Origin of the sequence: Cupriavidus sp. KK10 (genome assembly GCF_018223725.1) — a bacterium.
Taxonomy (GTDB): Bacteria; Pseudomonadota; Gammaproteobacteria; order Burkholderiales; family Burkholderiaceae; genus Cupriavidus; species Cupriavidus necator.
Map to the genome: position 1 here is coordinate 2,294,124 of NZ_CP073677.1, position 24,971 is coordinate 2,319,094.

Consider the following 24,971-nt stretch of genomic DNA (forward strand, 5'->3'; position numbering starts at 1 on the left):
CGCCTGCAGCAGGAACGCGGCGAAAAAAATGCCACAATGGCGGGGACCATCGTGGCAGTGTAAGGAACCAGAAAGGGGGGCAACCTGGCTCAGTCGGGGCACCCGCGGGCCGGGTGCAAGAGGACTGCATTCTGTTGTTTCTCATCTGAATATCGGATATTTCCTAAATAGGGCGTTGAATTGTCCCGATATGCGCACGTCGATGCCCGCACGTCATCAGGACGCGGCTGCATTTCGAGGAATTGTGAGGCTTGCGGCGCGGTCTAACTTGCTGTCAGACAGCCGAATACCGGCGCCACGGTGAGGAGCAGATCATGCGATATGGATTGGGAGCGGCCCTCTGCGTGGCAGTGCTGGCTGGCTGCGTCGCCTATCCCTATGCAGGTGACCCTTACTACCCCGCTTATCCGGCCTATCCGGTGTCGTCTGCCTACTACTACGATGGCTACCCGGTTGCGCCGTACTACCCGTACTACGGTGCCTGGCCCGGCTACGGTGGCTTCTACGGCAGCTTTACCTATATCCATGGCGGCGGTTACGGCGGGCATCACTGGCATGGCGGTGGTGGCCACAGGAATGGCGGCTGGCATGGAGGCGGACGCGGTGGCGGCCACGGTGGCAGGGGCCGATGACCATGCGTCGCCGTGATGGCAAGGCGGCCCGCACGGGATTACCATCCGCTCATGGACGCCAACGGAGCCCCATCGCCATGACCAAGCCCGCAACGCAGAAGCACCAGACGCCGGCCTCCAGTGAACAACAGCGCAAGGATGAACTGATCGAGCGCGAACTGGACGAGGCGCTGAAAGAGACGTTCCCGGCGAGCGACCCCGTGGCTGTCGATACCCATGCGCCGCGCAAACCCGGGCCGGAACCGAAACCGGCGAAGTAGGCGGGCAGGCTATACCGTGGGGCGCGCAACGCGCCCGCGCAATCCGCCGTGCTATGGCAACTGGCGCAGCTGCCCGATCACCGACATCAGCCGTCCGTGCGCCACGATGACGCCGGACTCGTCCTGCAGGGCTTCCTGGTAACGCTTGCGGAAGGCCGGGTCAGAACCGTCGCTGAACAGCCTTTCCGCGGCGCGTCCGACTGCTCGGCAGGTTTCGTCGTGGTGTTCCTTGGCCTCCAGCTCTTCGTCGATCTCGATGATCAGGCGCGACAGCGGGTCGAGCCAGCGGAAGTAGTTGTCTTCAGTCACCAGTTGCACAAACAGGCCAGCCGGAATCGGGCCGTTTAGGCGCTCATACTGGGTCCTGTCATAGCCGATGACTTCCTTGTGAACCTGCAGCAAGGCAGCCCGCAGGGCTTTCAGCCCCGAGCGCCGGGTTTCCTGGGTGGCGAGGAATTGTTCGTTGGGCATCCCCATCTTCTCCGCGTTTCTGCTTGTTCCGGTCCAGGCAGGTGGTGCGCAATGGCATCCCATGGGCCGCCGCTGCACATCGTGCCAGTGGCGATTGCCTGCCGGATTCTCCGGGCGCGGCCGGCCATGCCTGGCACTGTGCGGCGCGCTGCCAGTATAGGCACCCCCCGCAGCCCGAGCCAGCGCTGCCAGCTAGCGAAATACCCGTATTTGCGCCGGCTGCGCGGCATGATTGGCGCCAGTTGCAAGCCGCCGTCAGTCGCCTTCGGCGGATTGCGGCGCTTGCGCCAGCAGGTCGGCCGCACGCGAGCGCCGCGCGTCCGCGGCGCGGAAATACCGCACTACCGTCGACACGCTCGCGTGGCCGGTCATGGCCATGGTCTCGGCCAGCGGCACCTGTTGCGCAGCAGCCTCCGTGACAAAGCCCGAGCGCAGTGAATGCGCCGAGTAGTCGCCCTCCAGTCCCGCCAGTGCGCAGCGCGTCTTGACGATGCGGCTGACTGCCGCATCGGACAAAGCTTCTGCCACATGCCCGCCGCGGCGGATGCGGCGAAACAGCGGCCCGCTGCTGATGCCGGCGGCCGCAAGCCATGCCTCCAGCGCCTGGCCGGCGGCACCGGTGACGGGCTTGGCGGTATCGGCGTGCTCGTTGCCCGACTGGTTGGTCTTGGACCAGCCCAGTGCATAGACGAAGTCACCCGGGCCAAGCCGGGTGAGGTGCTCAAGGGTCGCGCGCGCGACTTCAGAGCGGCGGCGCCCGCCACTGGCCCACGCAAACAGCAGCAGCGCGCGGTCGCGCAGGCCGCGCAGCGAGTCATCGCAGGTATCGAGCAGGCGCAGCAGCGGATCGCGGGTCAGCGCCGCCTTGCGCGCCTGCCGCTGCCCGCGGCGCGCATAGGCACGCCGGATGCCGGCCATCAGTTCGCGCACCGCAGCTTCGGCACAGGGGTTGGGCAGGGCCTGCAGACGGTGGGCCTTGGCCAGTACCGCCAGCCGGTGGGTCAGCGTGGACAGCGCGGGCGGGCCGGGTCGTGCCTTGTATCCGTCAGCGACCAGCGCCTGGTCGATGGCCGTAGGCATCTCGCAGACAGGGCCTTGCGGCGTCTGGCGCGTGGCGTGGTCGACGATGAACTGGATGACGACGGCAGGCGCGAGCGGGAGCCGCACAGGTTGACGGTAGCGCAGGGCATACCAGGCAGACCAGTAGCGCAATGCGGACCGGTAGCTCGCCACCGTGTTTTGGGATTCGCCTTCGCGGCGCAGGGCATTGGCCGCTTGCTCGGCAAGAGGATCCAGTTCGGACGGGCGAAGCGGCGCCGGTAGTTCGACATCGGATGCGATCGGTGGAAAGTAGGCCTCGTGGGCTTCTCGGGTTTTTACCATATTAAATATGATGTATGCTGTAATATATCATACGGAAAAGACAAATAACAGCCGATAACTCTCCATTATCGAACCTTATTTGTCTTCCTCACAGACTTTTGCCGGATCCCATTATGGAAACCCTCCGCAGCCGTGGCATTACCCGAGACGACGTCTGGCAGGCCGCCGACAGCCTGCTCAAGGCCGGCCAGCGGCCCACCATCGAACGCATCCGCCTGCACCTGGGGCGGGGTTCGCCCAATACGGTCAGCCCGCACCTGGATGCCTGGTTTGCAGCGCTGGGTGGACGTATCCAGGATCCACAGGGCTTTGCGCCCGCACCAGGATGCCCGGAGCCAGTCACGGAGGCAGCGCGCTACCTGTGGGAAGCGGCGCTGCAGGTGGCCAAGGCTTCGGCCGAGGCCGCGCTGGTGCAGCGTGAGGCGGCGCTGGCCGAGGCCCGGGCGGCACTGGAGCAGGAGCGCGAGGCGCTGGCGCAGGAACGCCAGGTCATGCAGGCCCGACTGGAAGGGGCCGAGACGGCCATGGCGGAACTGACACGGGCCCGAGACGACGCCACGGAGCGCGCCGTGCGTGCTGAAACAGCGACCGCCGCCTTGCAGCAACAGGCGGAGACCATGCGCGCAGAATCGGCCGCGGCGCTGTTGGCACACAACGCGATGCAGCAGGATTTCGCCGCGCAGCGGGCGGCGTGGGACCAAGAGCGGGAAACCGTGACCCAGCGCGCCGCTGCCAATGAGCGCCGCATGGCGCTGGAGCTGGATGCCGCGCGCGTGGCGGCCAGGGAAGCCCAGAAGCTGCTGGAAGCCGAGCGCAAGGCGGCCGTTGAGCGGCTGACGCGTGCCGCCGAGGCCGCGTCGCGCCAGGGCAGCGAGATGACACGCCTTGGCCAGACGCTCGCCGTGCTGGAAGAACGGGTGCGGCAGCGGGAAAGCCTGCTGGCCGAGTATCGCGACCAGGCGGATGCCGCATCCACGGCCGCCGCCGGCCCCGCCAGTCCGGCAGTCCGCCGCACACGGCCGGCCCGCGCTGCACTGGCCGCCGGCAAGGGCAGCCGGCGGTACACGCGGGGCTTATAGTGCGCCTGGCAGGGCAACCACCAACGGATGCATGGCGGGTGCGCAGGCGGCTTTTGTCAATTGAGCTATACTGAATGCTCATTTGATGAGGTCTGCCATGCCGCTCACGCTCACTCCCGAAGGCCGCTATCCGCTGGCTCATGAACGCCCGGCACCGCCCGAGCTGAGCGTCAACAACTATGTCGCCGTCTATGAGGCCAGCCTGTCGACGCAAGGTGCCATGTCGGTCATCCGCGCGATTCGTGAAGGCGTGCCGGCTTCAGACCTGACCCGCCTGGCCGAATCCATGGGCACGACCAAGGAGCAGCTGATCAAGACACTGGATTTGCCGCGCGCCACTGTGGACCGCAAGGCACGGGCGCACCAGAACCTGTCGAGCGAGCAGAGCGAGCGTGTGCTGGGCATGGCGCGGCTGGTCGGGCAGGTCCAGGCGCTGGTGGAAAGCTCGGGCGATCCGCGCGGTTTCAGCGCGGCACAGTGGGTGGCGCAGTGGCTGGAGCAGCCGTCGCCGGCGCTGGGCGGGCGCCGCCCCGCTGAGCTGATGGATACGCTCGCCGGCCAGCGCATCGTTTCCGACCTAGTGGCCAGGATGCAGAGCGGGGCGTACGCGTGAGGCCAGCCTGGCGGATCGCGACCGACACCCCAGACTACACCGCGGACGATGCCAGCGGCGCCGGCGCCAAGGCCACCGGCGGGCGCTGGAACCGGCAGGGCACGCCCTTGATCTATGCGGCGTCCAGCATCGCGCTGGCTTGCCTGGAAACACTGGTCCACCTGGGCGCGGGCGGGCTGCCACTGAACCGCTACCTGGTCCGGATCGACATCCCTGACGAACTATGGGCGGCGGCGCAGCAACTGAGCGCGGACACCGCCCCCGTTGGATGGGATGCCATTCCCGCCGGCAAGACCAGCCTCGACACCGGCGAAGCCTGGACCGCCGCGGGCACCAGCGCCTTGCTGCTGGTGCCCTCTATCGTCATCCCTGAAGAACACAACGTGCTGGTCAACCCGGCACACCCCGACGCGGCGCGGCTGGCCTACGTCAAGCTGCGCCGCTGGCATTATGACGCGCGCCTAGTCTGAGGCTCAGGCCGTGGCGCCGGCGCGCAGCATGTGCTTCTGGATCTTGCCGCTGGTGGTCTTGGGCAATGCGTCCAGGAAGTGATAGCGGCGCGGGCGCTTGTAGGCTGCCAGCCGGTCACCCTGCAGCAGGAAGGCGTCGAGCTGCGCCGCGCTGACCGGTGCGTCGCCGCGCGTCACCACATAGGCGCCGACCACCTGGCCCCAGGTCGGATCGGGTTCGCCCAGCACGGCTACCTCCAGCACGGCTGGGTGTTCGATCAGTGCGTCTTCCACCTCGCGCGGATAGACGTTCTCCGCGCCGGAATTGATCATGTAGTCGATGCGGTCGCGGATCCACAGGTAGCCGTCCGCATCCAGGCTGCCGAGGTCGCCGGTGTGGTACCAGCCGTGCGCGAGCGCGCGCGCATTGGCATCCGGGCGGTTCAGGTAGCCCTGCATCATGCAGGGGCCACGCACCAGCACTTCGCCGACTTCGCCCGGCGCGCACGGCTGCAAGGGGTCGGTCGGCTCGCCGTCGTCGCGCAGCCTGGCCACCACCAGTTCATGGCCGAGCGCGGGCAGGCCTGCCGAGCCAGCGTGGCTCAGCTGCTCATGTGGGTAAAGCACCGACATGCACGGGCCCATCTCCGTGGTGCCGTACACCTGCACCAGCCCGGCGCCGACCTTGCGGTCCCACTCGCGGATCAGGTGCGGCGCCATCGATGCGCCGCCGTATTCGACCAGCCGCAGCGAAGACACGTCGCGTGCGTCGGCATCCGGATGGTTCAGCAGCATGCCCACCATGGTTGGGGCGGCAAAGAAATGCGTGACGCGTTCGCTTTCCACCAGTTGCCAGGCCTCGCCCGCGTCGAAGCGGCGCTGCAGCACCTGCGTCGCGCCGACCTGCAGGCGGGGCAGGAAGCTGGTATGCAGCTCGGCAGTATGGTTCAGCGGCGCGACCGACAGGCCCACGTCCTCGCGCGACAGCGTCATGGCCTGGTGCATCATCGCGTTATGCTGCAGCTTGCTGCGATGGGTGTGCACCACGCCCTTGGGGCGGCCGGTGGTGCCGCTGGTGTACATCAGGATGCAGGGGTCGTCTTCATGGACCGTCACCGCGGGCGGCGTGGCCGGCTGGCCCGCGGCCAGCGTGTCGAGCCGGTGCGTGGCGAAGGCGGGCGCGGCATCGGGGTCGGCATAGATACGCAGCGCGGTGCCTGGCGCCAGTTCGGCGGCCTTCTCCACCACGCCCGCGCCTTCCTGCTCGAACAGCACTGCCTTGGCGCCGCCATCGTTCAGGATGTAGGCCAGTTCCTGCGCAGCCAGGCGGTAGTTGACCGGGTTGTAGACCGCGCCAATGCGCGCCGTGGCCAGCAGCGTGAAGACGAAGGCCGGGGTGTTGTAGAGGAAGGCCGCGACCACGTCGCCCTTGCCGATCCCCAGCGACTGCAGCGCGTGCGCGTGGCGGTTGACCTCGGCATCGAGCTCCGCATACGTCCACGCGCGTCGACTGGCACCGATGCCGCTGACCAGCGCGGTCTTGCGCGGCAGATAGCGCGCGGGCCAGGAGAGGGTGTCGCCAAGGGTGATGCCGCGGGTCAAGGTTGTGCTCCGGTCATGGTCCGCCGCCGGCTTGCCGGCAGGTAGTTGTTGTCTTGTAAGCCAGACAATATAGAGCGGCGGGTGGGGCACATGGAAATAACGTTTTGCTCTTTCCTTATGCCGGAGCGGCCGTCACGCGGTAACGCCCTTGCGTGATACTGTATATTCATACAGTTATTGCCGCGCCCCGTTCCTGTGTCTGCCGTCCCGCCGCCCATTCCAGCCCCGCCTGCCACGCCAGCCGCTCCGGCCTACGTGGTGGCCGTGCGCGCGCTGTGCGAGTTCACTGCCAAGGCGGGTGACCTGGACCTGCGCTTCGTGCCGACGCCATCGTCGCAGGAGGGCGTGGCCGGGCATGCCGTAGTGACCAGCCGGCGCGTGGAGGGCTACCAGGCCGAGGTGGCGCTTGCCGCCGATTTCGGCCCCTTGCATGTGCGCGGCCGCGCCGATGGCTACGATCCCGCCGCCAACCGGCTGGAAGAAATCAAGACCGTGCGCGGCGATGCCGCCGTGCCGGACAACCACCGCCACCTGCACTGGGCGCAGGCCAAGGTCTACGGCTGCCTGTTATGCCGCAAGCTGGGGCTGCCCGGGCTGGAGATCGCGGTGGTCTATTTCGACATCATCAGCCAGCGCGAGCACCCGGTCGCGGAGCACTTCACTGCGCAGGCGCTTGAAGCCTTCTTCGTGCAGACCTGCGAGCAGTTCCTGCACTGGGCGCAGGCGGAACTGGCCCATCGGCAGGCACGCGATGGCGCGCTGGCGCAGCTGGCCTTTCCGCACCAGGGTTTCCGCCCGGGCCAGCGCGAACTGGCGCAGGCGGTCTACAACGCCAACCGCGCGGGCCGCCACCTGCTGGCGCAGGCGCCCACCGGCATCGGCAAGTCGGTCGGCACGCTGTTCCCGGTGCTCAAGGCCATGCCGGGGCAGGGCATCGACAAGGTCTACTTCCTGTCGGCCCGCTCCACCGGGCGCGGCGTGGCGCTGCACGCCGCCAATGCGCTGCGCGGCCATGGCGCGCAGCCGCTGCATGTGCTGGAGCTGGTGGCCCGCGACAAGGCCTGCGAGCATCCGGAGCTGGCCTGCCATGGCGAGTCCTGCCCGCTGGCGCGCGGCTTCTATGACCGCCTGCCGGCAGCACGCGAAGCCGCGCGCGGCGTGCCGGTGCGCGACCGCGCCGCAGTGCGCACGCTGGCGTTGGCACACGGGATCTGCCCTTACTATCTGTCGCAGGAACTGGTGCGCTGGAGCGACGTGGTGGTGGCCGACTACAACTACTACTTCGACCGCAGCGCGTTGCTGTACGCGCTGACCGCGGCCAATGGCTGGCGCGCCAGCGTGCTGGTGGACGAGGCCCACAACCTGGTCGAGCGCGGCCGCGCCATGTACACCGCGGAACTCGACCCCCAATCGCTGCGCGAGGTGCGCCGCAGCGCGCCGGCCGTCGTGCGCAAGCCATTGACGCGGCTGGCCCGACAATGGAGCACGCTGGCGCGCCAGAGTGATGACGCCTACGAAGTCCTGCCCGAAGTGCCCGCCGCCTTGCGCCGCGCGCTGGACGAATGCTGCGCGGCGGCACTGACGCATATGACCGAGCATCCAGGCGCGCAGGATCCGGCGCTGCAGCGCTTCTATTTCGATGCGCTGCATTTTGGCCGCCTGGCCGAGCAGCTCGACGCGCATTCGCTGTTCGATATCCAGCGCGTGCCGCGCAGCGGCCGCGGCCACCATGCGTGGCTGTGCCTGCGCAATGTCATCCCGGCCCCGTTCCTGCGCCCGCGCTTTGCCGCCGCGCATTCGGTCACGCTGTTCTCCGCGACGCTCGATCCTGCCGCCTATTACCTCGATACGCTGGGTTTGCCTGCCGATTGCGCGCGGGTGCAAGTGCCATCGCCGTTCCGCGCCGAGCAACTGTCGGTGCGGATTGCAGCGCGCATCTCCACCCGCTATGCGCGGCGCGAACAATCGCTGCCGGCCATCGTCGCGCTGATGGCCGGCCAGTTCCGCGCGCGGCGCGGCAACTACCTGGCGTTCTTCAGCAGCCATGAATACCTGCAACAAGCCGTGGCCCGCTTCGCTCAGTCTCACCCCGACATCCCGCATTGGGTGCAGTCGCGGGGCATGGACGAAGCCGCGCAGGCGGCGTTCCTGGATACGTTTGCGGAAGGCGGCGAGGGCATCGGCTTTGCGGTGCTGGGCGGCGCCTTTGCCGAAGGCGTGGACCTGCCCGGCGAGCGCCTGATCGGCGCCTTCGTTGCCACGCTGGGGCTGCCACAGTTCAACGCGGTCAACGAGCAGTTCCGCGCGCGCATGCAGCAGGTGTTCGGGCAGGGATATGCCTATGCCTACCTGTATCCCGGGCTGCGCAAGGTGGTGCAGGCGGCAGGCCGGGTCATCCGCACGCAGCAGGACCAGGGCGTGGTCTATCTGATCGACGACCGCTTTGCCGCGGCCGAAGTGCGCGAGCTGCTGCCGGCATGGTGGGAAATCGCCACGGCGGCGTAGAAATTACACAGCCGGGCCGGTCTGGGGCATCCTCTTTGCGCGGTGCCTGCCCGGAGTTGCCGCTGGAACGAATCTGGCAGGCATGCGGATGGCATCAGTGCCAGCTATCGCGAAAGGACCAGATCCATGCCCATGACCCAACAATACGCGGCCACCGAGCCGACCCGCACGGAAGTGGATGCGCTGCCGGGCGCCACCGTGCTGGAATTCGGCGCCCCGTGGTGCGGCTACTGCCAGCGCGCCCAGCCGGCGCTGGCCGAGGCCTTTGCCGTGCATCCGGCGTTGCGCCATCTCAAGATCGAGGACGGCAGCGGGCGCCGGCTTGGCCGGTCGTTTCACATCAAGCTGTGGCCGACGCTGGTGTTCCTGCGCGACGGGCGGGAAGTGGCGCGGCTGGTGCGCCCGACCGAGTCCGACCCGATCCGCGAGGCCATGCGCCGCATTGCATAGCCCGGCCGCGCGCTGCCTTACTTGGCAAACACCTGGCTCAGGTCGCCAAAGGCCTTGAACTCCAGCGCATTGCCCGACGGGTCCAGGAAGAACATGGTGGCCTGCTCGCCAACCTGGCCCTTGAAGCGCACATGCGGCTCGATCACGAACTGCGTGCCCGCCGCGCGCAGCCGCTCGGCCAGGGCCTCCCATTCGGCCATCGGCAGGATCGCGCCGAAGTGCCGCACCGGCACGTCATCGCCATCGACGGCGCTGGTGGCGCGGTGTCCACATTCCTCGGGCGACAGGTGCGCCACCACCTGGTGGCCATAGAAATTGAAGTCCACCCAGGCCTCGGAACTGCGCCCTTCGGGGCAGCCAAGCAAGTCGCCATAGAAGCGCCTTGCCTCGGCCAGGTCGCGCACGGGGAAAGCCAGGTGGAACAGGGGGATAGAGGAAGTCGCGCTCATGCGGGGGGCCTTTGTCGGGGGTCGGTATGCGGGCAGGCGTTGGCCTGCGCGTTGATTGTAGCCAGCACAACCCGTAATATGAAGCGAATCATTTTTGCTCTGAGCATCAGACTTTTCGATAGATGATCCGCTACTTCCAGACCTTCCTAGTGGCCGCCGAGACTGGCTCGTTTTCCGCCGCCGCGGCGCGGCTGGCGCTGACGCAGTCGGCCGTCAGCACGCAGATCCGGCGGCTGGAAGAGGACCTGGACTGCGTACTCTTCGATCGCACCGGCAAGTCGGTCGCGCTCAGCGAAGCCGGGCGCCGGCTGGTGCCGGAGGCGCGGCGCTTTGTCGAGCTCTATGCCGCGATGAAGGACCGCGCCGGCCCGCACGCCGACGCCGCGCCGGTGGAGCTGGGCGCGGTGTCTACGGTCCAGGCCACCTTGCTGGCGGATGCGATGCGGCATTTCCGGGGGCGCTTTCCGGACTCGCACGTCAATGTGGTGCCGGGCATGTCCACCCAGCTGCTGACGCAGGTGGATGCGCGCGAGCTGGACATCGCCGTGCTGATCCGGCCGCGGCTGGGCTTTCCGCCAGACCTCAAGTGGGTGCCGCTGGTGCGCGAGGGCTTTGTTGGCATTGGTCCCGCCGGCGCGCCTGCAGACCTGCGCGCGCTGCTGGAGACGCTTCCGTTCATTCGCTACAACCGCCACAGCACCGGCGGGCAGCTGGTGGACGGCTACCTGAAGCGGCAGCGGCTATGGGTCAGGGAAGGGATGGAGCTGGATGAGCCTGCGGTGATCCTGCAGATGGTGGCAGCGGGCCTGGGTTGCGCCATCATCCCGTCCGAACTGGTGCCATTGCAGCAGTCCGCGGGCGTGGTGCAGGCGCCCTTGGCGGGCGGGCCGCTCTATCGCGACGTAGGCGTGCTGGTGCGCGAATCGGCACTGCGCCGCGAGCCGGTGGCGGCGCTGATCGATGCCTTTGTGGCCGCCAGCGCGCGCTGGCAGCCTGTCGTGGCGTAAGGCCGGACGACTCAGCGGCTGCCGGGCAGGACCAACGTGACCAGCACCGAGGCATCGGAGATGGCGGTCACGTCGTAGCGCACGCTCGGCCCCAGGTAGAGCAGGTCGCCCTGGTGCAGCTGGCGCTCGGCGCCGTCCACCCGCACGCGCACCTCGCCTTCCAGGCATTGCACGGTCATCGGGCCATCCACTGCATGGGGCGGCACATGCTTGCCCGCCTTCAGCACCAGCCGCATCACTTCCAGCGGGCCTTCCTTGAACAGGGCCTGGGTGGCGGTCTGGTCCAGCCGTGTGCCCAGTGGCAGCACGCTGGCGATCTGTCCGGATGCAAGATGGGGAAGGGACATGCGCGGCTCCTCGCTCTTCTGGTGGGGTGGCTTGTCAGGCACGGCCGGCGCCTGGCGGCGGCACGCCTTCTCAATCTAGCACCGGAGCGCGCACCTCAGTAGTACTCAGCGTGATGTAACCGGCGAAGCCGCCGACGCGGCAACGTCCGCCTGTGCGCAAGGCGTGGCATTGCGGGCTTGTGCGGTGCGCTCGGCAGCGGTTCTGGCAGCGGCGCGGCCGCGCTCGATCACAGCCCAGTCAGGACCGGCGGCAGCGGGAAAAGACGCGGCCAGGGCGCCAAGGCCGAGCAGCGCGAACAGGATGGTTTTCATGAGGGTCTTCAGGAGCAACGGAGAAGAGACGGGGCCGTGCGCCCCGTCGACACGCCACGGCGGCTGCCGTGGCGCGAGCAGGCGCCGGTCAGGCGGCAGCCGAAGCGCGCGAGCCGCTATGGGCCGGAGGTGCCGACACGCCGCTGCGGTCCATGCCCGCCACTTCCATGGCGGCGGCAGCGCGGTTGGCGCCGTCGGTGAAGGGGTCGCGCCGGTCGTTGACGCGGGCGCCATCGGTGAACGGGTCACGCTTGCCATTGACGTGCGCGCCGTCGGTGAACGGGTCGCGCTTGCCGTTGTGCAGGTTGTAGCCGTAGCGGTCGGCGGCGACGCCGCGGTCGTTCAGGCCTTGCGCCATGGCAGGGCTGGCCAGTGCGGCGGCACCGAGTGCTGCGATCGAGAGGGTCGTGGCAAGGAGGGCTTTGAGAGCGTTTTTATGCATGTCTGCTGTTTTTGGGTAGGTGGACGGCATGGCCCGCGAGGGGCCGCGCGGGGATGGCGGATCTGCCTCCCGCGCCGTCCGGGTTCGCCTTTTGGGCGGTGCCGTCGCGTGGGAAGCGCGCGGCACAGGACGAAGTTTAGTCAGGCTGATCCATTCCTGTGATGATTTAAACGTCGAAAGATCAGTCGTTTTTTTCATCACCAGTCGCATTGGCGTCAGCCACCTTGCGCGCGGCCTGCCAACCCCCGCCGAGCGCGAGGAACAGGTCAACCTGGCGCGCGGCGACATGGCCTTCAGACGCAGCCAGTGCGGCCTCTGCATCGGCCAGCGTGCGCTCGGCGTCCAGGCGTGCCAGGTACGGGATGCGCCCCGCCTGCTGCAGGCGGCGCTGCAGCCGCGCTGCTTCGGCGGCCTGTTCACGCGCCGCGTGCAGGGCTTCGTGTCGTTCCAGTTCACGCGTGTAGGCCGACAACGCCGTTTCCGTTTCCTGCAGCGCGCGCAGCACCGCGCCGTCAAAGCGCGCCAGGGCGGCGTCGGCCGCGGCTTCATGCCCGTGGATGCGATGGCGCACGCCGTTGGTCGGCAGCGACCAGCTCAGCAGCGGCCCCACGCTCCAGCGCGCCGTCGGGCCGCTGCCAAGGTGGCTCAGCACGCCGGTCAGCCCGGCGCTGGCGCCGATGCGGATCGATGGATACAGGTCCGCCGTGGCCACGCCGATGCGAGCGGTGGCCGCGGCCAGTTCGCGTTCCGCCTGCCGGATATCGGGCCGGCGCCTGAGCAGCGCGGCGCCGTCGCCCACGGGCAGCGGCGCACGCAGCGTGGGTTCCGCATAGCAGTCCACCTCGGCCTCTGGCAGTGCCGCAGGCGGTTTGCCCAGCAGCAGCGCCAGCCGGTGGCGGGCGGCGCTACGCGCGGCTTCCAGCGTTGGCAAGGCAGCGCGCAGCGCTTCGGTGCGGGCGCGCTCGCGCGCTGCGTCGGCGGGCTCGCCGCGGCCGGCGGCGACCAAGCGGCCGGTGGCGTCCAGCGTGCGTTGCTGTACCGCGAGCTGCAGCGTGGCGGCGGCGAGGTCATGCGTGGCGGCGCAGCCCTGCACGTAGGCGCGCACGGTCTGTGCTGCCACGGTGATGCGCACCATGTCGAGCGTGGCCTCGCTGGCTTCGGCGCCGGCCAGCGCGGCCTCGTCGGCGCGGGCGAGCTTGCCGAAGAAGTCGATCAGGTAGGACACGCCGAAACCGAAGTCCCCCAGGTTGAATACCGGTGGCTTGGTGGTCTGCAGGAAGCTCTCGGCCGACAGCTGCGCTCGCGATGCGCTGGCGCTGGCGCCGCCCTGGGGCAGGTTCTCGGACTCCACCTCGTGCAGCAGCGCCACCGCGCGGCGCAGGTTGGCGCTGGCGGCGCGGATGTCGGTGTTGGCGGCCAGCGCCTGTTCGACCAGCTGGTCGAGCCGCGCGTCGTCATAGAGCCGCCACCAGTCGTCGGGCACGGGCGCGATGGCCACACCGTGCGCTTCGGCGCCCTGCAACGGGCCGTTGGCCGCGGGCGTGCGCACCGCCGCATGATCGGGCACGCGATAGTCCGGGCCCACGGTGGTGCAGGCGCACAGGCAGGCCGCGGCGCACGCCAGCCAGAGACGGCGCGGCCTCACGACCGCGGCCCCGCGCGGCGGCTGGCGTCATCGTCGCGCCTAGCTTCGCGAACGGCCACAGTCGCGGTGCGGCCGGAGACCAGGCGCACATCCGTGGGCACGTCCTCCAGCACGATGCGCACCGGCACGCGCTGTGCCAGCCGCACCCAGTTGAAGGTCGGGTTGACGTTGGGCAGCAGGTTTGAGCCCGCGCTGCGGTCGCGGTCCTCGATGCCGGCGGCGATGCTCTGCACGTGCCCGCGCAGGTGCCGGGGCTCGCCCATGATATGCACGTCGACCGGGCTGCCGATGCGGATCCGGTGCAGCTTGGTTTCCTCGAAATAGCCTTCCACGTGGAAGGAACCGGCGTCGACCATCGACAGCACCGGGCGGCCGGTCGAGACATAGTCGCCCAGGCGCGGCAGCCGGTCGTTGAGGTAGCCCGCCACCGGGCTGCGCACGCTGGTGCGCTCCAGGTTCAGCCGGGCCAGCCGCACCGCGGCTTCGGCCTGCGCCAGCGCGGCTTCGCCTTGCTCCACGCGGGCACGCCCCTGTTCCGCGACTTCGGCAGCAACCAGGCCGTCGAGATTGCGGTTGCGCGCGGCTTCGCGTCGCGCCTGCGCCAGCGCGGCGCGCTGCGTCGCTACCGTGGCCAGTGCCTGCTGCAGGGCCAGCGCGTAGCGGTCGCGATCGATCTCGAACAGGACTTCGCCTTGCTGCACGCGCTGGTTGTCGCGCGCCAGCACGCGCGTGACCAGCCCGGACACATCGGGCGCCACCTGGATGATGTCGGCACGTACGTGTCCGTCGCGGGTCCATGGCGCGGCCGTGTAGTAGTCCCACAGGTGGCGCAGCACCAGCAGGGCGGCGATGGCGGCCAGCAGCGTTGGCAGCAAGGGAAGCAGGGGGCGGAGTCGGAAGGTCATGAAGGCAGTCCCGGCACCGCGACAAAGACTGCGGCCACGGCGCCAAGGACGATCACGTAAAGGGAAAGATTGAACAGCGAGCGGTGCCAGATATGCCGGTAGCAGCCCAGCGCGGCCAGCACCATGCGGATCGCGGTAGTGACGGCGAAGGCCAGCACCATCAGCACCAGCACGCCTGGCACGAAGACGCCATAGAGATCGATTTCACTGAGCATTCGGCGGCAGCGGAAAGTTGGGGAGATCAGCGGGCAGCCGCCGGGCCAGGCTGCAGCGTGACCTGCAGCACCACCAGCGCGCCAAGCGTGCCGCGGTGGTCAGAGCGGCCACCTGCGGGCAGCGCGGCCACGCCGGCGATGGCGTCGGCCACCCAGCCGGCCAGTCCCGCCGGCGCCGGCACGGCATGGCCCGCGCGCAGCCGTGCCCGGAAATGCCGGGCCACCGCGGCCAGCACGCGGCGCACCGGCTTGCGCGCCGCGGGCGGCAAGGCCGGCAGCGCTTTCTGCAGCGCCAGCGCGCAGTAGCCGACTTGCAGCGCATGAAAGCCATCGGACGACAAGGGATCGCCGGCAGCCCCCAGCCGCGGCACCAGTTGGCCGAGCCGGTCGAGCATGCGCGCGCCCAGCCGCGCATCACCATCGGCCGCGCGCAGCGTGGCGGCCTGGGCCAGGTCCTGCCAGCTGGCGCGCACCAGCCGGTGCGCCGCCGCCCGCGCGCCGAACGGGCGTACCGCCATCGACCACAGCGGCGCGAACAGCATTGCCGCGGCGCTGGCCAGGCAGGTATTGAAGGTGCCGAGGAAATCCGCATCGAATACGGCCTGCACGTTGGCGAACGACGCCGTGTTCACCGACAGCAGCATCGCAATCAACTGGAAGCCCGGGCGCGCGATCAGCAGGCCGATACCGAGGTAGGGCAGCGCCAGCATCGCGGCCAGCGCTTCAAAGGTGTGCGCGTGCGGCACCACCAGGAACAGGTAGCCGGACGACACCAGCAGGCAGATCGTGCTCCAGCGCAGGAAGGCGCCGGCCATGCGGCGCGGCTCGTCGATGGCCGCAAAGAAGCAGCAGGCGATCGATGCCACCGCGACCGCGCCGGCGCCGTCCTCCCAGCCCGAGAAGATCCACAGCAGCCCCGCGCAGAAAACAGCCAGGCCGCTGGACATGGCGCCGAACAGCAGCATGCCGTGGTCGTGGTGATGGCCGGCAGCCTCCGGGGCCGGGTCGCCGCGTCGCATCGGCGCGCCGGCACTGCGGTCGCCGATGCCTTGCTGCAGCGCCCGGCATTCAGCGTACAAGGTGCCCAGGCGCTGCAGCTGGTCCGCCGCCGTGGCAGCGAGGCGGGCTTGCCAGTCGACCTCGCCCGTGCAGCCATTGGCAAGCCAGCCGCCCGTGGCGACCGGAGGCGGCGTGGCAGCATCGGTCGCCAGCCAGGCGGTCGTCGCAGCCAGGGCCTCGCGCAGTGGCAGCGGCATGCCGTCCGGATGGCTGCGCAGCGCCTGCAGCACGCTCTCCAGCGACGACAGCAGCGGCATCAGCATGGTCATGCGCTGGCGCAGCGCGCGGGCATGGCGCAGCGTGTGGCTGCCCTCGGTGTCATAGGCCAGCTGGCTGACCAGCTGGTCCAGCGCCAGGATGTCGGCGGCGAGCCGGTGGCGGCTGTCGTCGGCGCGCGGGCTGCCGGCGAGGATGTCCGATGCCCAGGCCGCCGCGTCGGCGAGCCAGGTGGCGGCGCGGGACCGCAGCGCGGGCGCCACCTTGGCCGGGAAGACGACCGAGCCCACCAGCCCGGCGCAGACGATGCCGATCACGATTTCCTCGATCCGGGCCACGGCAATATCGAAGATCTGCGCCGGTGCGCTGACGGCCGGCAGCGCGACGATCGGCAGGGTGTAGGCCGCCAGCAGGTAAACATAGCTGCGCGGCGTGCGCTGCAGCAGCGACAGGTATACCAGCACGGTGATCCACAGCGCGATTGCACCCATCAGCACGATCGGCATGTTGACCAGCTGCGGCACCGTGGCCACCGCGGCGGTGGCACCCAGCATCGTGCCGGCCACGCGGTAGGCCGCCTTGGAACGGGTGGCGCCGGTCAGGGGATGGGAAACAAAGTACACCGTCGCCATGGCCCAGTACGGCCGCGGCAGGCCCAGCGCCAGCGCGATATATAGCGCCAGCATCGCGGCGGCGAATGCCTTCAGCGAGAACAGCCACTGTCGTGCATTCGGCCAGCTAGCCATGGAGCGGGGTCTTCAGGAGGAGTTGAGGGCACACCGTGGCCTGCCGCTCCACGCTTCATTTGGCGGCGCAGTTGGGCGGGGGCGATGTGTGGAAGCGAAGTGTAGCCAAACCTTTCGCATTCCATTCATGATTTAATATTGGTCTTTCCATTCCCTTTGTTCATGGATGGCGCAAGCGGCCTGCAGGCAGCACGCCCGCCGTCCCTCAGCACCATGCCCATCGATATCCGCGCGCTGCGCTATTTCGTCGAGACTGCCCGGCTGCGCAGCTTTACCCAGGCCGCGACCTCGCTGTTCGTCACCCAGTCGACCATCAGCAAGATGGTCAAGCAGCTGGAGGACGAGGTCGGCCAGCCGCTGCTGATCCGTGAAGGCAAGAGCGTGCGGCTGACCGACGTGGGCCGCGTGGTCTACGAGCGCGGGCAGGAGGCGCTGGGCGTGGTGCACCGGCTGACGCTGGAGGTGTCCGACCTGTCCTCGCTGGGCCGGGGGCAGCTGACGGTGGGGATCCCGCCGATGGTCAACCTGTTCTTTTCACCGGCGGTCAGCGCCTTCCGGCAGCGCTATCCCAACCTGTTGCTGACCCTGGACGAACACGGCGGGCAGGTGGTGGAGCAACTGGTGGCCAGTGGCGAGCTCGAAGTCGGCGCCACGGTGCTGCCGGGCGACAGCGGCCTGGCGCTGGAAACGCGCCAGTTCGGCCGCTACCCGATCTGGGCCGTGGGGCCGCGCAAGGCCGCCTGGGCGCGCGGGCGCACCGTCACGCTGGCGGCGCTGCGCGATGAGCCGCTGGTGATGCTGACCGATGACTTCTCGCTGACGCGCAAGCTGCGGCAGGCATTTCTGGAAGCACGCATCGAGCCGCGCGTGGTGGCGCGCAGCGGGCACTGGGATTTCCTGGCGTCGATGGCGGCGGCGGGGCTGGGCACTACCTTCCTGCCACAGCCGCTGGCTGAGCGCCTGCAGGGCCAGGGCACGCTGGCCATGGCTCGGCTGACCGAGCCGGCAATGGACTGGACCATGGCGCATATCTGGTCGCCGGGACGCTACCTGTCGCATGCGGCGCGGGCGTGGCTGGCGGTTTGCGATGAGGTGCTGGGCGGCGGCAAAGGATCCTGAACCGCCGCGCGTGCGGCGGCCTCACTTCTTCAGGCACTGGTCGGGCTGAATATCCAGCAAGACCAGCGATTTCTGCCCGGCCACGTAGTGGTAGCGCAACCTGACCCCCAGCTTGCCGAGCACCGGCACATCCGGGTTGCGGCAGATGCCGCGCTCCAGGATCGGCTTGGCCGTCGCCATGAACGCGCGGGTATCGTCACGCGCGGCATCCACCCCCGAAACCTTCAGCTGGAACTCGACGATCTTGCCCGGCCGCGTCACGCAGCCGTCGAAGCGGGTGGTGTCGTCCAGGTCGAGCGGGCCGGCGCGCATCAGCTCCTGGCAGGCCATGCGCAGCTCACGGTCGACATCGCCCGCGGTCAGGCGGGTCACGCCGTTCATGCCGGTCGGCTTGCCGCGCACGGTGCCCAGCAGCAGCGTGGCCAGCCCTGACAGTGGCGGGGACGGCGCAGGCGGGGCAGCCACGGTGGCGGAAACGGCAAGTGGCGCAGCCAGCAGGGACAGGCCCAGGCACACAGCGGCATGGCGCAAAGGATGGCGATCGGGGACGGCGGGGGCAGCGGGGGCAGCAGGGGCAGGGCGCATGACACAACGGGGACGGGATTGCCTTGGGGTTCGCGCTGCTACTTTAGCCTTGGCGCGTTGCTGCCGTTGTCAGGCGTTGTCCTACGGCGCAACGGTGGCTTGCCCTGGCGGCCGCGGCATGCGTGCGAACGGGGAGCGTAGAATCCGGGTTCCTAGGACCTGATCGAAGTCCCGAGTCCCGCCATGTCCGTGCAGATCCGCCCAGAGTCGCCGTCCGACGCCGACGCCATCGCGCAGCTGACCACCGCCGCCTTCCTGACGGCGCCGCACACCAGCCACACCGAGGCGTTCGTCGTCAATGCGCTGCGCCGCGCCGGCCAGCTGACGGTGTCGCTGGTCGCACAGGCCGGCGACAGGCTGGTGGGACACGTGGCGATTTCGCCGGTGACGGTCTCATCCGGCGCGACCGGCTGGTACGGACTGGGCCCGATTTCGGTGGCGCCGGACCTGCAGGGGCAGGGCATCGGCTCACAGCTGATGCACGCGGCGCTGGCTGACCTGCGCCGTCTTGGCGCCGCCGGCTGCGTGCTGCTGGGCGATCCCGCCTACTACGGCCGCTTCGGCTTTGCCGCGCGGCCCGGGCTGGTGCTGGACGGCGTGCCGCCCGAGTACTTCCAGGCACTGGCGTTCGACGATGGCTATCCGGCGGGCAGCGTGCAATACCACGACGCCTTCAACGCCACCGCCTGACGGGCGGGCGTTCAGAGCTCCAGCACCAGCCGGCCGCCGCCACAGGCGCGCGAGCAGCACGCCATCATGCGCTGGTTGGCCTCGCGCTCGCTGCGCGTGAGCACCACGTCGCGATGGTCGACCTGGCCGGCCAGCACGCGCACCTCGCAGGACCCGCACAGGCCTTCCTCGCAATCGCTCTGCACGTCGATATTGGCGCCGCGCAGCGCGCTCAGCAGGGTCTGGCCGGCCGGGACTTCCATGACCAGGCCGGAGTCCTTCAGCTCGACGGTAAAGGGCTGCTCCTTCGACGCATCCAGCGTGCCCAGCTTCGATACGAAGTGCTCCACGCGCAGCGCATCTTCCGGCCACGCCGCGCAGCACTCGGCCAGCGCATCCAGCATGCGCTGCGGGCCGCAGGCGTAGATCTGGGTGCGCGGGTCGGGCTGCGCCAGCAGCTTGCCGAAGTCGGCGCGCTGGTCTTCATCGCTGGCATGGACTTGCAGCCGCGCACCGTGCAGGGCCTGCAGTTCATCCAGCATCGCCATCGCCTGGCGCGAACGGCCGCAGTAGTGGAACTCGTAATCGATGCCAAGCGCACGGGCGCGCCGCGCCATCGCGCTGACCGGCGTGATGCCGATGCCGCCGGCGATAAAGATGGCGCGCTTGCAGCCTTCATCGAAACGGAAGTGATTGCGCGGCCCGCGAATGTGCAGGCGGTCGCCGGCCTGGACGCTGCCATGCACCCAGGCCGAGCCGCCGCGGCTGTCGGGGTCGCGCAGCACCGCAATCTCCAGCGCCGCGGCGTCGTCCGGATCGCCGCACAGCGAATACTGGCGCGACAGCCCGGTATCGCCGCATTCCACGTCGATATGCGAGCCCGGCGCCCAACGCGGCAGCGGCTTGCCGTCAGGCGCCGCCAGCCGCAGCCGGACCACGCCGTCGGCGGCGGGCGTGACGCACTCGACCACCACCGTGCGGGCGATGGTGTGGGCGGACGGCTCGCCGATGCGCACCGGCTGGTGCACGCTGAGCAACGCCGGGTCGCGGCGCTCAGGGTTCTGCGCGGGGTCCCATTCCACCAGCAGGTGCTCCGGGCCGCGGAACGAGGTGTTAGGCACGTAGGTGAAGGTCTGCCCGGCCAGGCGCATATGCGGCAGCCGGCGTGTCAGTTCTTCCAGGAAGACCTGCATCTCCATGCGCGCCAGGTTCTTGCCCATGCACTGGTGCGAGCCGTAGCCAAAGGTCAGCTGCTCGCTGGCGTTGTCGCGGCGGATGTCGAACAGATCGGCATCGGCAAAATGGCGCTCGTCATGGTTGGCCGAAGACGTGACGATCAGCAGCTTGCTGCCTGCCGGCAGGCGGATGCCGCCGACTTCGGCGTCGCGCGTCACCAGCCGCCGCCATGCGGCGACGGAGCCGTTGTGGCGCAGGCATTCTTCCACCGCATTGGGGATCAGCGATGGATCGTCGCAGATCTCGCGCCACGCATCCGGATGCTGCAGCAGCAGCTTGATGGCATTGGCCGAGGCATTGGCGGTGGTCTCGTGCGCGGCGACGATGCCGGCCATCATCATTGAATGCAGGTAGGAGTCGGTGACCACCTCGGGCAGGTCCTTCTGCTTGCGCAGGCCGTACTGCATCCAGCCCGGGCCGGACGGATCCTCGCGCATCTTGTCGAGGATGCGGCCCGCCAGCTGCCAGAAGTTGCCCACGGCATGCGCCACAGCCACCTGCTCCTCCGGCTTCGGCCGGCCCCAGGTGTTGACGGTATGGGCGATGGAGTACTGGCGCAGCAGGTCCATGTCCTCTTCGGGCACGCCCAGGAAATGCAGGGCCACGGTCAGCGGCACCTCCCACAGCATCTGGTCGACCAGGTCGGCGCGGCCATCGTCGATAAAGCGGTCGACATACTCGCGCGCCAGGCGGCGCACCAGCGGCTCATGGTGCGCCAGTTCCGCGGGCGTGAACGGTGCCATCAGCGCGCGCCGGCGCGGCATGTGGGCGGGCTCGTCCTCGTTGACCAACGTGCGGTTCATGGCGTAGCCATAGGAGGCCAGCACGGCATTGGCCTCGTCGCCGGTGGGCGTGATCTTCTCCAGCGCGATCGACGGGCTGAAGGTCAGGTTGTCGCGGAAGATCGCCTTGATGTCCTGGTAGCGCGTGACCACCCAGTAGCCCAGCGCGGGGCTGTAGAACACCGGCTCCTGCTCGCGCGACCAGCGCACGTATTCGGGCGGGTCCTGCTGGTAGCCGTCGCCGAAGGGATCGAATTGCGCCGCGTTGTGGCTGACCGGGCAGCCGTTGGGCGCGGTCAAGGCGCTGTGGTCGATCGGGCAGCCGCTGCGCGCGGCGCTGGGGGAGGGCTTGGCCATACTGCGTACTCCTGGCGAAAAACAGGGCCGTCCGGTCAGGGCCGGACGGCCATTCGGTGTTGCCGCCGGACTCAGTTGTCCAGCGTGATCTTCAGGTCGCGGATCAGTTTGGTCCAGCGGGTGGACTCGCTGCGCAGCAGCTCGCTGAACTGCGCCGGCGAGTTGCCGACCGGCTCTACGCCGAATTCCACCAGCCGCTTGTTGACAGCGGGCTCACGGATTGCCGCGACCACGTCCTTGCTCAGCGTGTTGACCACCTCCGGCGGCGTGCCGGCCGGCACCACCATGCCCACCAGCGCGGCAGCTTCCACGCGCGGGTAGCCCAGCTCGGCAAAGGTCGGCACGTCAGGCAACTGCGGCAGCCGGGTGGCATTGGCCACCGCCAGCGGCCGGACCTTGCCGCCCTTGATAAAGCCGGCGCCGGCGGCGTAGTCCACCATCATCGCCACCACCTGCCCGGCGGCCACGTCCGACAGCGCCGGCGCGGCGCCGCGGTAGGGGGCATGCGTCATCGACAGGCCGGCTTCCACCTTCAGCAGCTCCATCGCCAGGTGGTGCGGGCTGCCCGCGCCTGCCGAGCCGTAGTTGATGCCGCCCTGGGTGGCCTTGGTCTGCGCGATGAACTCCTTGGCGCTCTTGACCGGGCTGGTCGCGCCCACCACCAGGATCATCGGGAAGCGGCCCAGCAGCGTCACCGGAGCCAGGTCCTTGCCAGGGTTGTAGGAGAGCGATTTGTACAGCACGGGGTTGAACACCAGTGTGCCGTTGTCGGCCGACAGCACGGTATAGCCGTCGGCGGCCGAGCGCGCCGTCTCGGCCGCGCCGATGGCGGTATTGCCGCCCGGCTTGTTGTCCACCACCACCGGCTGGCCGACCTTGGCCGACAGCCCCTGGCTGATGGTGCGCGCGAGGAAGTCCGAACCGCCGCCGGCGGCGTAGGGGACGATCCAGCGGATCGGCTTGGCGGGGTAGGCTTCGGCGGCGTGCGCGGGGATGGCGGCCAGCATCGGCAGCGCCAGGGCGCCAATGGCCAGGCGCTTGAAGTGGGGGCGGGGCATGGGGCTTGTCTCCTTGTTGGTCAGCCCGGTGTACAGCACCGGTGTTTCTATTTTGCGTAAATCATATACGCATTGCGTAATGATTAAATGCGGGTTAACCTTGAAATGACCTCCGTTTGCCGGACCTTCCCGCCATGCCCCGACCGAAAGCTGCCCAACCTCCCATCGAACCCGCCGACGCACCCCGCACGCGCGAACGCCGCCAGCGCGTGCAATCGGCCGTCACCGGCATGGCGGTGCTCAAGGGACTGGCCCGGCTGGGCGGACGCGCCAGCCTGACCGCGCTGGCCGCGCATATCGACGAAAGCCCGGCCAAGGTGCACCGCTACTTGGTCAGCCTGGTGGAAGAGGGGCTAGTGGCGCAGGAGGCGGGCACGCAGCAATACCATCTGGGCTTCGAGGCGCTGCAGATCGGCATGGCGGCGATGCGGCAGGCCGACCCGATCCGGCTGGCCGAAGCCTCGCTGGTGCGCCTGCGCGAAACACTGGAAGTGACCTGCTTTGTCGCGGTGATGGGCAACAAGGGGCCGACCATCATGCGCTTTGAGGAACCGGGTTTGCCGGTGACGGTGAACGTGCGCGCGGGTTCGGTGATGCCATTGCTGTGGTCCGCCACCGGGCGCGTGTTCCTGGGGCTGCTCGATGAAAAGCGCGTGCATGCCCAGGCCGAAGAAGAACTGGCCACGGCCAGCGCGGCGCGGCTGGCGTTGCTCGATGCCAGGGACCCCATCGGCGCGCTGCGGCGCGCGGTGCAGGCCGACGACTGCGCCTGGGTGCGCGACACCAACCTGACCGGCATCAGCGCCGTGGCGGCGCCGGTGCGCGACTACACCGGGCGCGTCTGCGCGGTGCTGACGGCGCTGGGCGCCACCGGCGGTTTTGATCCCGCCATCGACGGGCCCATCGGCAGCGCCGTCCGGCGCGAGGCGCGCGCGGTCAGCACGGCGCTGGGGTTCAACCCCGGGGCCTGATCCGGTCCCTCAGCCGGTGAAGCCGCCATCGGCCAGCAGCGAACGGCCAAGCCAGCGCTACAGTGTTGCCGGCCTGACCGGCGCCGGCTCGTCCAAGCGCTGACCGAGGTTGCGCTCGATTTCCTGTTCAAATCAGCAGCCTGGCGGAGGCGCAGCGGAATTTTACGAATCCCGCCAATCCTCCTTATGCCACCTCGCGCAGCGCGGTTTCGCGCGGCATGGCGGCGTCGCCAACGTGCCGCACCGACGGATACCCCGCCGCAAACACCAGCCGCCCGCCGGACCAGGTATGCGTGACCATCGGCTGGCCTGCCACGCCGGACACGGCGATGACGTCCGCGCGCAGCCCCGGCGCCAGGCGCCCGCGGTCGTCCAGCAGGCAGGCCTCGGCGGGATTGGCGGTGACCAGCGCCAGCGCCTGGTTCAGCGGCAGGTCGGCCAGGCGCGCGGCGGCATACGCGGCCGCGATCAGCGTGGACGGCTGGTAGTCCGAACACAGGATGGTGCCGACCCCGGCGTGGATGGCGTCGATGGCGCGCATCGAGCCGCTCTGGCTCTTGCCGCGCAGCACGTTGGGCGCGCCCAGGATGGTCGGCAGCGCCTGGGCGCACGCGGCTTGCGCGGTTTCCAGGTTGATCGGGAACTCGCTAATGCGCACGCCCAGCGCGTGCATTGCGGCGATGCGCTGCGGTGAATCGTCGTCATGGCTGGCGGTAGGGATGCCCAGCGCGTGCGCCCTGGCCACCAGCCGGTTGACGCGCTCATGGGCGCCTTCCAGCGCGGCGGCCTTCTTGTGGGCCGCATCGGCGGCTTCCTCGCGGCTCATGCCGTGGTTGCCCATCATGTAGGCCAGGTAGGCATCCATGGTCTTGAACTGGCCCTGGCCCGGCGAGTGGTCCATCACGGACAGCAGGTCGACCACGCCCTCGGCCATCAGGGCTTCCAGCACCGGCACGGCGCTGGAATCGGTGACTTCGTAGCGGCAATGGATGCGGTTGTCGACCAGGCTGTGGCGGCGATACGCGGCCAGGGTGCGCACCAGCGTGGCCGCGGTATCGACATTGCGCACGCCGAACTGGTTGCCGGCGAACGACAGCGCGTGGTACGGCGTGGTAATGCCGGCCGCGGCATTGCGGCGGTCGACCTGGGCCACGGCAAAGTCCAGCGGGAACAGCACGCTGGCGCGCGGTTCCACTTCCTTCTCGATGGCGTCGCAATGCACGTCGACCAGGCCCGGCATCACCGTGTGGCCATGCAGGTCGATCACGGCGGCGTGGGCGGGCACCGCGGCGGGTGCCGGTTCGATGGCGGCGATGCGGCCATCTTCGATCAGCAGCGCGCTGTCGTGCAGCACGCGGTCCGGCAGTACCAGGGTGGCGTGCGTCAGGTAGGTAGCAGACATGTCCG

General features: G+C 69.1%; 26 protein-coding genes. 11 read left to right on the plus strand and 15 right to left on the minus strand.

What is annotated here, in order from left to right:
• Positions 1-314: 314 nt before the first annotated feature.
• Complete coding sequence (locus tag KB879_RS11045; RefSeq protein WP_153956217.1) at positions 315-632, plus strand: hypothetical protein; 318 nt, start codon at positions 315-317, stop codon at positions 630-632.
• A gap of 77 nt (positions 633-709) precedes the next feature.
• Positions 710-892 (plus strand): hypothetical protein, encoded by a 183-nt coding sequence (locus KB879_RS11050; protein WP_153956216.1) that lies wholly within the window; start codon positions 710-712, stop codon positions 890-892.
• A gap of 51 nt (positions 893-943) precedes the next feature.
• On the opposite strand, the gene KB879_RS11055 is transcribed toward KB879_RS11050, so the two are convergent.
• Both KB879_RS11055 and KB879_RS11060 read right to left on the minus strand, forming a co-directional pair.
• Positions 944-1,369 (minus strand): hypothetical protein, encoded by a 426-nt coding sequence (locus tag KB879_RS11055; protein WP_035823937.1) that lies wholly within the window; start codon positions 1,367-1,369, stop codon positions 944-946.
• 249 nt (positions 1,370-1,618) lie between these two features.
• Complete coding sequence (locus tag KB879_RS11060; protein ID WP_153956215.1) at positions 1,619-2,746, minus strand: site-specific integrase; 1,128 nt, start codon at positions 2,744-2,746, stop codon at positions 1,619-1,621.
• 113 nt (positions 2,747-2,859) lie between these two features.
• On the opposite strand from KB879_RS11060, the gene KB879_RS11065 reads away from it, so the two are divergent.
• The 3 genes from KB879_RS11065 to KB879_RS11075 all read left to right on the plus strand — a co-directional run bounded on the left by KB879_RS11065 (position 2,860) and on the right by KB879_RS11075 (position 4,908).
• Positions 2,860-3,825, plus strand: coding sequence for a DNA-binding protein (locus KB879_RS11065; RefSeq protein WP_211981287.1), 966 nt, complete (start codon positions 2,860-2,862; stop codon positions 3,823-3,825).
• 97 nt (positions 3,826-3,922) lie between these two features.
• Positions 3,923-4,438, plus strand: coding sequence for an antitoxin Xre-like helix-turn-helix domain-containing protein (locus KB879_RS11070; RefSeq protein WP_035823930.1), 516 nt, complete (start codon positions 3,923-3,925; stop codon positions 4,436-4,438).
• Positions 4,435-4,908 (plus strand): RES family NAD+ phosphorylase, encoded by a 474-nt coding sequence (locus KB879_RS11075; RefSeq protein ID WP_211981292.1) that lies wholly within the window; start codon positions 4,435-4,437, stop codon positions 4,906-4,908. Before KB879_RS11070 ends, KB879_RS11075 begins: the two co-directional genes overlap by 4 nt.
• A gap of 3 nt (positions 4,909-4,911) precedes the next feature.
• Here the strand turns inward: KB879_RS11075 and KB879_RS11080 are convergent, their stop codons facing one another.
• Complete coding sequence (locus tag KB879_RS11080) at positions 4,912-6,489, minus strand: fatty acid--CoA ligase (protein WP_211981293.1); 1,578 nt, start codon at positions 6,487-6,489, stop codon at positions 4,912-4,914.
• Positions 6,490-6,684: 195 nt separating this feature from the next.
• Between KB879_RS11080 and KB879_RS11085 the strand changes: the two genes are divergently transcribed.
• Positions 6,685-8,994, plus strand: a complete 2,310-nt coding sequence (locus KB879_RS11085; RefSeq protein WP_211981296.1) for an ATP-dependent DNA helicase — start codon at positions 6,685-6,687, stop codon at positions 8,992-8,994.
• Positions 8,995-9,120: 126 nt separating this feature from the next.
• Positions 9,121-9,444: a thioredoxin family protein gene (locus KB879_RS11090; protein ID WP_211981298.1), complete on the plus strand. Its 324-nt coding sequence runs from the start codon at positions 9,121-9,123 to the stop codon at positions 9,442-9,444.
• A 17-nt stretch (positions 9,445-9,461) separates the two neighbouring features.
• Here KB879_RS11090 and KB879_RS11095 read toward each other — a convergent pair whose 3' ends face one another.
• Positions 9,462-9,893, minus strand: coding sequence for a VOC family protein (locus KB879_RS11095; protein WP_010809388.1), 432 nt, complete (start codon positions 9,891-9,893; stop codon positions 9,462-9,464).
• Positions 9,894-10,015: 122 nt separating this feature from the next.
• On the opposite strand from KB879_RS11095, the gene KB879_RS11100 reads away from it, so the two are divergent.
• Positions 10,016-10,900, plus strand: a complete 885-nt coding sequence (locus KB879_RS11100; protein ID WP_013952899.1) for a LysR family transcriptional regulator — start codon at positions 10,016-10,018, stop codon at positions 10,898-10,900.
• Positions 10,901-10,911: 11 nt separating this feature from the next.
• On the opposite strand, the gene KB879_RS11105 is transcribed toward KB879_RS11100, so the two are convergent.
• The 7 genes from KB879_RS11105 to KB879_RS11135 all read right to left on the minus strand — a co-directional run bounded on the left by KB879_RS11105 (position 10,912) and on the right by KB879_RS11135 (position 16,787).
• Positions 10,912-11,247, minus strand: a complete 336-nt coding sequence (locus KB879_RS11105) for a cupin domain-containing protein (RefSeq protein WP_013952900.1) — start codon at positions 11,245-11,247, stop codon at positions 10,912-10,914.
• 105 nt (positions 11,248-11,352) lie between these two features.
• Positions 11,353-11,559 carry a hypothetical protein gene (locus KB879_RS11110; RefSeq protein ID WP_153956212.1) on the minus strand — a complete coding sequence of 69 codons (207 nt, stop codon included), beginning with the start codon at positions 11,557-11,559 and terminating at the stop codon, positions 11,353-11,355.
• Between the two features lie 88 nt (positions 11,560-11,647).
• Complete coding sequence (locus KB879_RS11115; protein WP_249221282.1) at positions 11,648-12,001, minus strand: hypothetical protein; 354 nt, start codon at positions 11,999-12,001, stop codon at positions 11,648-11,650.
• A gap of 181 nt (positions 12,002-12,182) precedes the next feature.
• The gene (locus KB879_RS11120) at positions 12,183-13,646 is read right to left on the minus strand and encodes an efflux transporter outer membrane subunit (protein WP_211981300.1); all 1,464 of its coding nucleotides are present in this window, start codon (positions 13,644-13,646) and stop codon (positions 12,183-12,185) included.
• Positions 13,643-14,551 carry an HlyD family secretion protein gene (locus tag KB879_RS11125; RefSeq protein ID WP_013952904.1) on the minus strand — a complete coding sequence of 303 codons (909 nt, stop codon included), beginning with the start codon at positions 14,549-14,551 and terminating at the stop codon, positions 13,643-13,645. The genes KB879_RS11120 and KB879_RS11125 overlap by 4 nt, the downstream gene beginning before the upstream one ends.
• A complete protein-coding gene (locus KB879_RS11130) occupies positions 14,548-14,766 on the minus strand; it encodes a DUF1656 domain-containing protein (protein WP_013952905.1) in 219 nt (72 codons plus the stop codon). The genes KB879_RS11125 and KB879_RS11130 overlap by 4 nt, the downstream gene beginning before the upstream one ends.
• A 26-nt stretch (positions 14,767-14,792) precedes the next feature.
• Positions 14,793-16,787, minus strand: a complete 1,995-nt coding sequence (locus tag KB879_RS11135) for an FUSC family protein (RefSeq protein ID WP_153956211.1) — start codon at positions 16,785-16,787, stop codon at positions 14,793-14,795.
• 213 nt (positions 16,788-17,000) lie between these two features.
• Between KB879_RS11135 and KB879_RS11140 the strand changes: the two genes are divergently transcribed.
• Positions 17,001-17,906 carry a LysR family transcriptional regulator gene (locus tag KB879_RS11140; protein ID WP_041228863.1) on the plus strand — a complete coding sequence of 302 codons (906 nt, stop codon included), beginning with the start codon at positions 17,001-17,003 and terminating at the stop codon, positions 17,904-17,906.
• Between the two features lie 21 nt (positions 17,907-17,927).
• Here KB879_RS11140 and KB879_RS11145 read toward each other — a convergent pair whose 3' ends face one another.
• Complete coding sequence (locus tag KB879_RS11145; RefSeq protein WP_153956210.1) at positions 17,928-18,491, minus strand: hypothetical protein; 564 nt, start codon at positions 18,489-18,491, stop codon at positions 17,928-17,930.
• 183 nt (positions 18,492-18,674) lie between these two features.
• Here KB879_RS11145 and KB879_RS11150 point away from each other — a divergent pair, with 183 nt between their 5' ends.
• Positions 18,675-19,181, plus strand: a complete 507-nt coding sequence (locus tag KB879_RS11150) for a GNAT family N-acetyltransferase (RefSeq protein ID WP_013952909.1) — start codon at positions 18,675-18,677, stop codon at positions 19,179-19,181.
• 11 nt (positions 19,182-19,192) lie between these two features.
• Here KB879_RS11150 and KB879_RS11155 read toward each other — a convergent pair whose 3' ends face one another.
• Entirely contained in the window at positions 19,193-21,535 is a 2,343-nt protein-coding gene (locus tag KB879_RS11155) for a cytochrome P450/oxidoreductase (RefSeq protein ID WP_211981301.1), read from the minus strand.
• Between the two features lie 71 nt (positions 21,536-21,606).
• Positions 21,607-22,593: a tripartite tricarboxylate transporter substrate binding protein gene (locus tag KB879_RS11160; protein WP_211981302.1), complete on the minus strand. Its 987-nt coding sequence runs from the start codon at positions 22,591-22,593 to the stop codon at positions 21,607-21,609.
• Positions 22,594-22,727: 134 nt separating this feature from the next.
• On the opposite strand from KB879_RS11160, the gene KB879_RS11165 reads away from it, so the two are divergent.
• Positions 22,728-23,564 carry an IclR family transcriptional regulator gene (locus KB879_RS11165; RefSeq protein WP_013952912.1) on the plus strand — a complete coding sequence of 279 codons (837 nt, stop codon included), beginning with the start codon at positions 22,728-22,730 and terminating at the stop codon, positions 23,562-23,564.
• A gap of 184 nt (positions 23,565-23,748) precedes the next feature.
• Here the strand turns inward: KB879_RS11165 and KB879_RS11170 are convergent, their stop codons facing one another.
• Positions 23,749-24,966: an alpha-D-ribose 1-methylphosphonate 5-triphosphate diphosphatase gene (locus KB879_RS11170; protein ID WP_211981303.1), complete on the minus strand. Its 1,218-nt coding sequence runs from the start codon at positions 24,964-24,966 to the stop codon at positions 23,749-23,751.
• Positions 24,967-24,971: the final 5 nt, after the last annotated feature.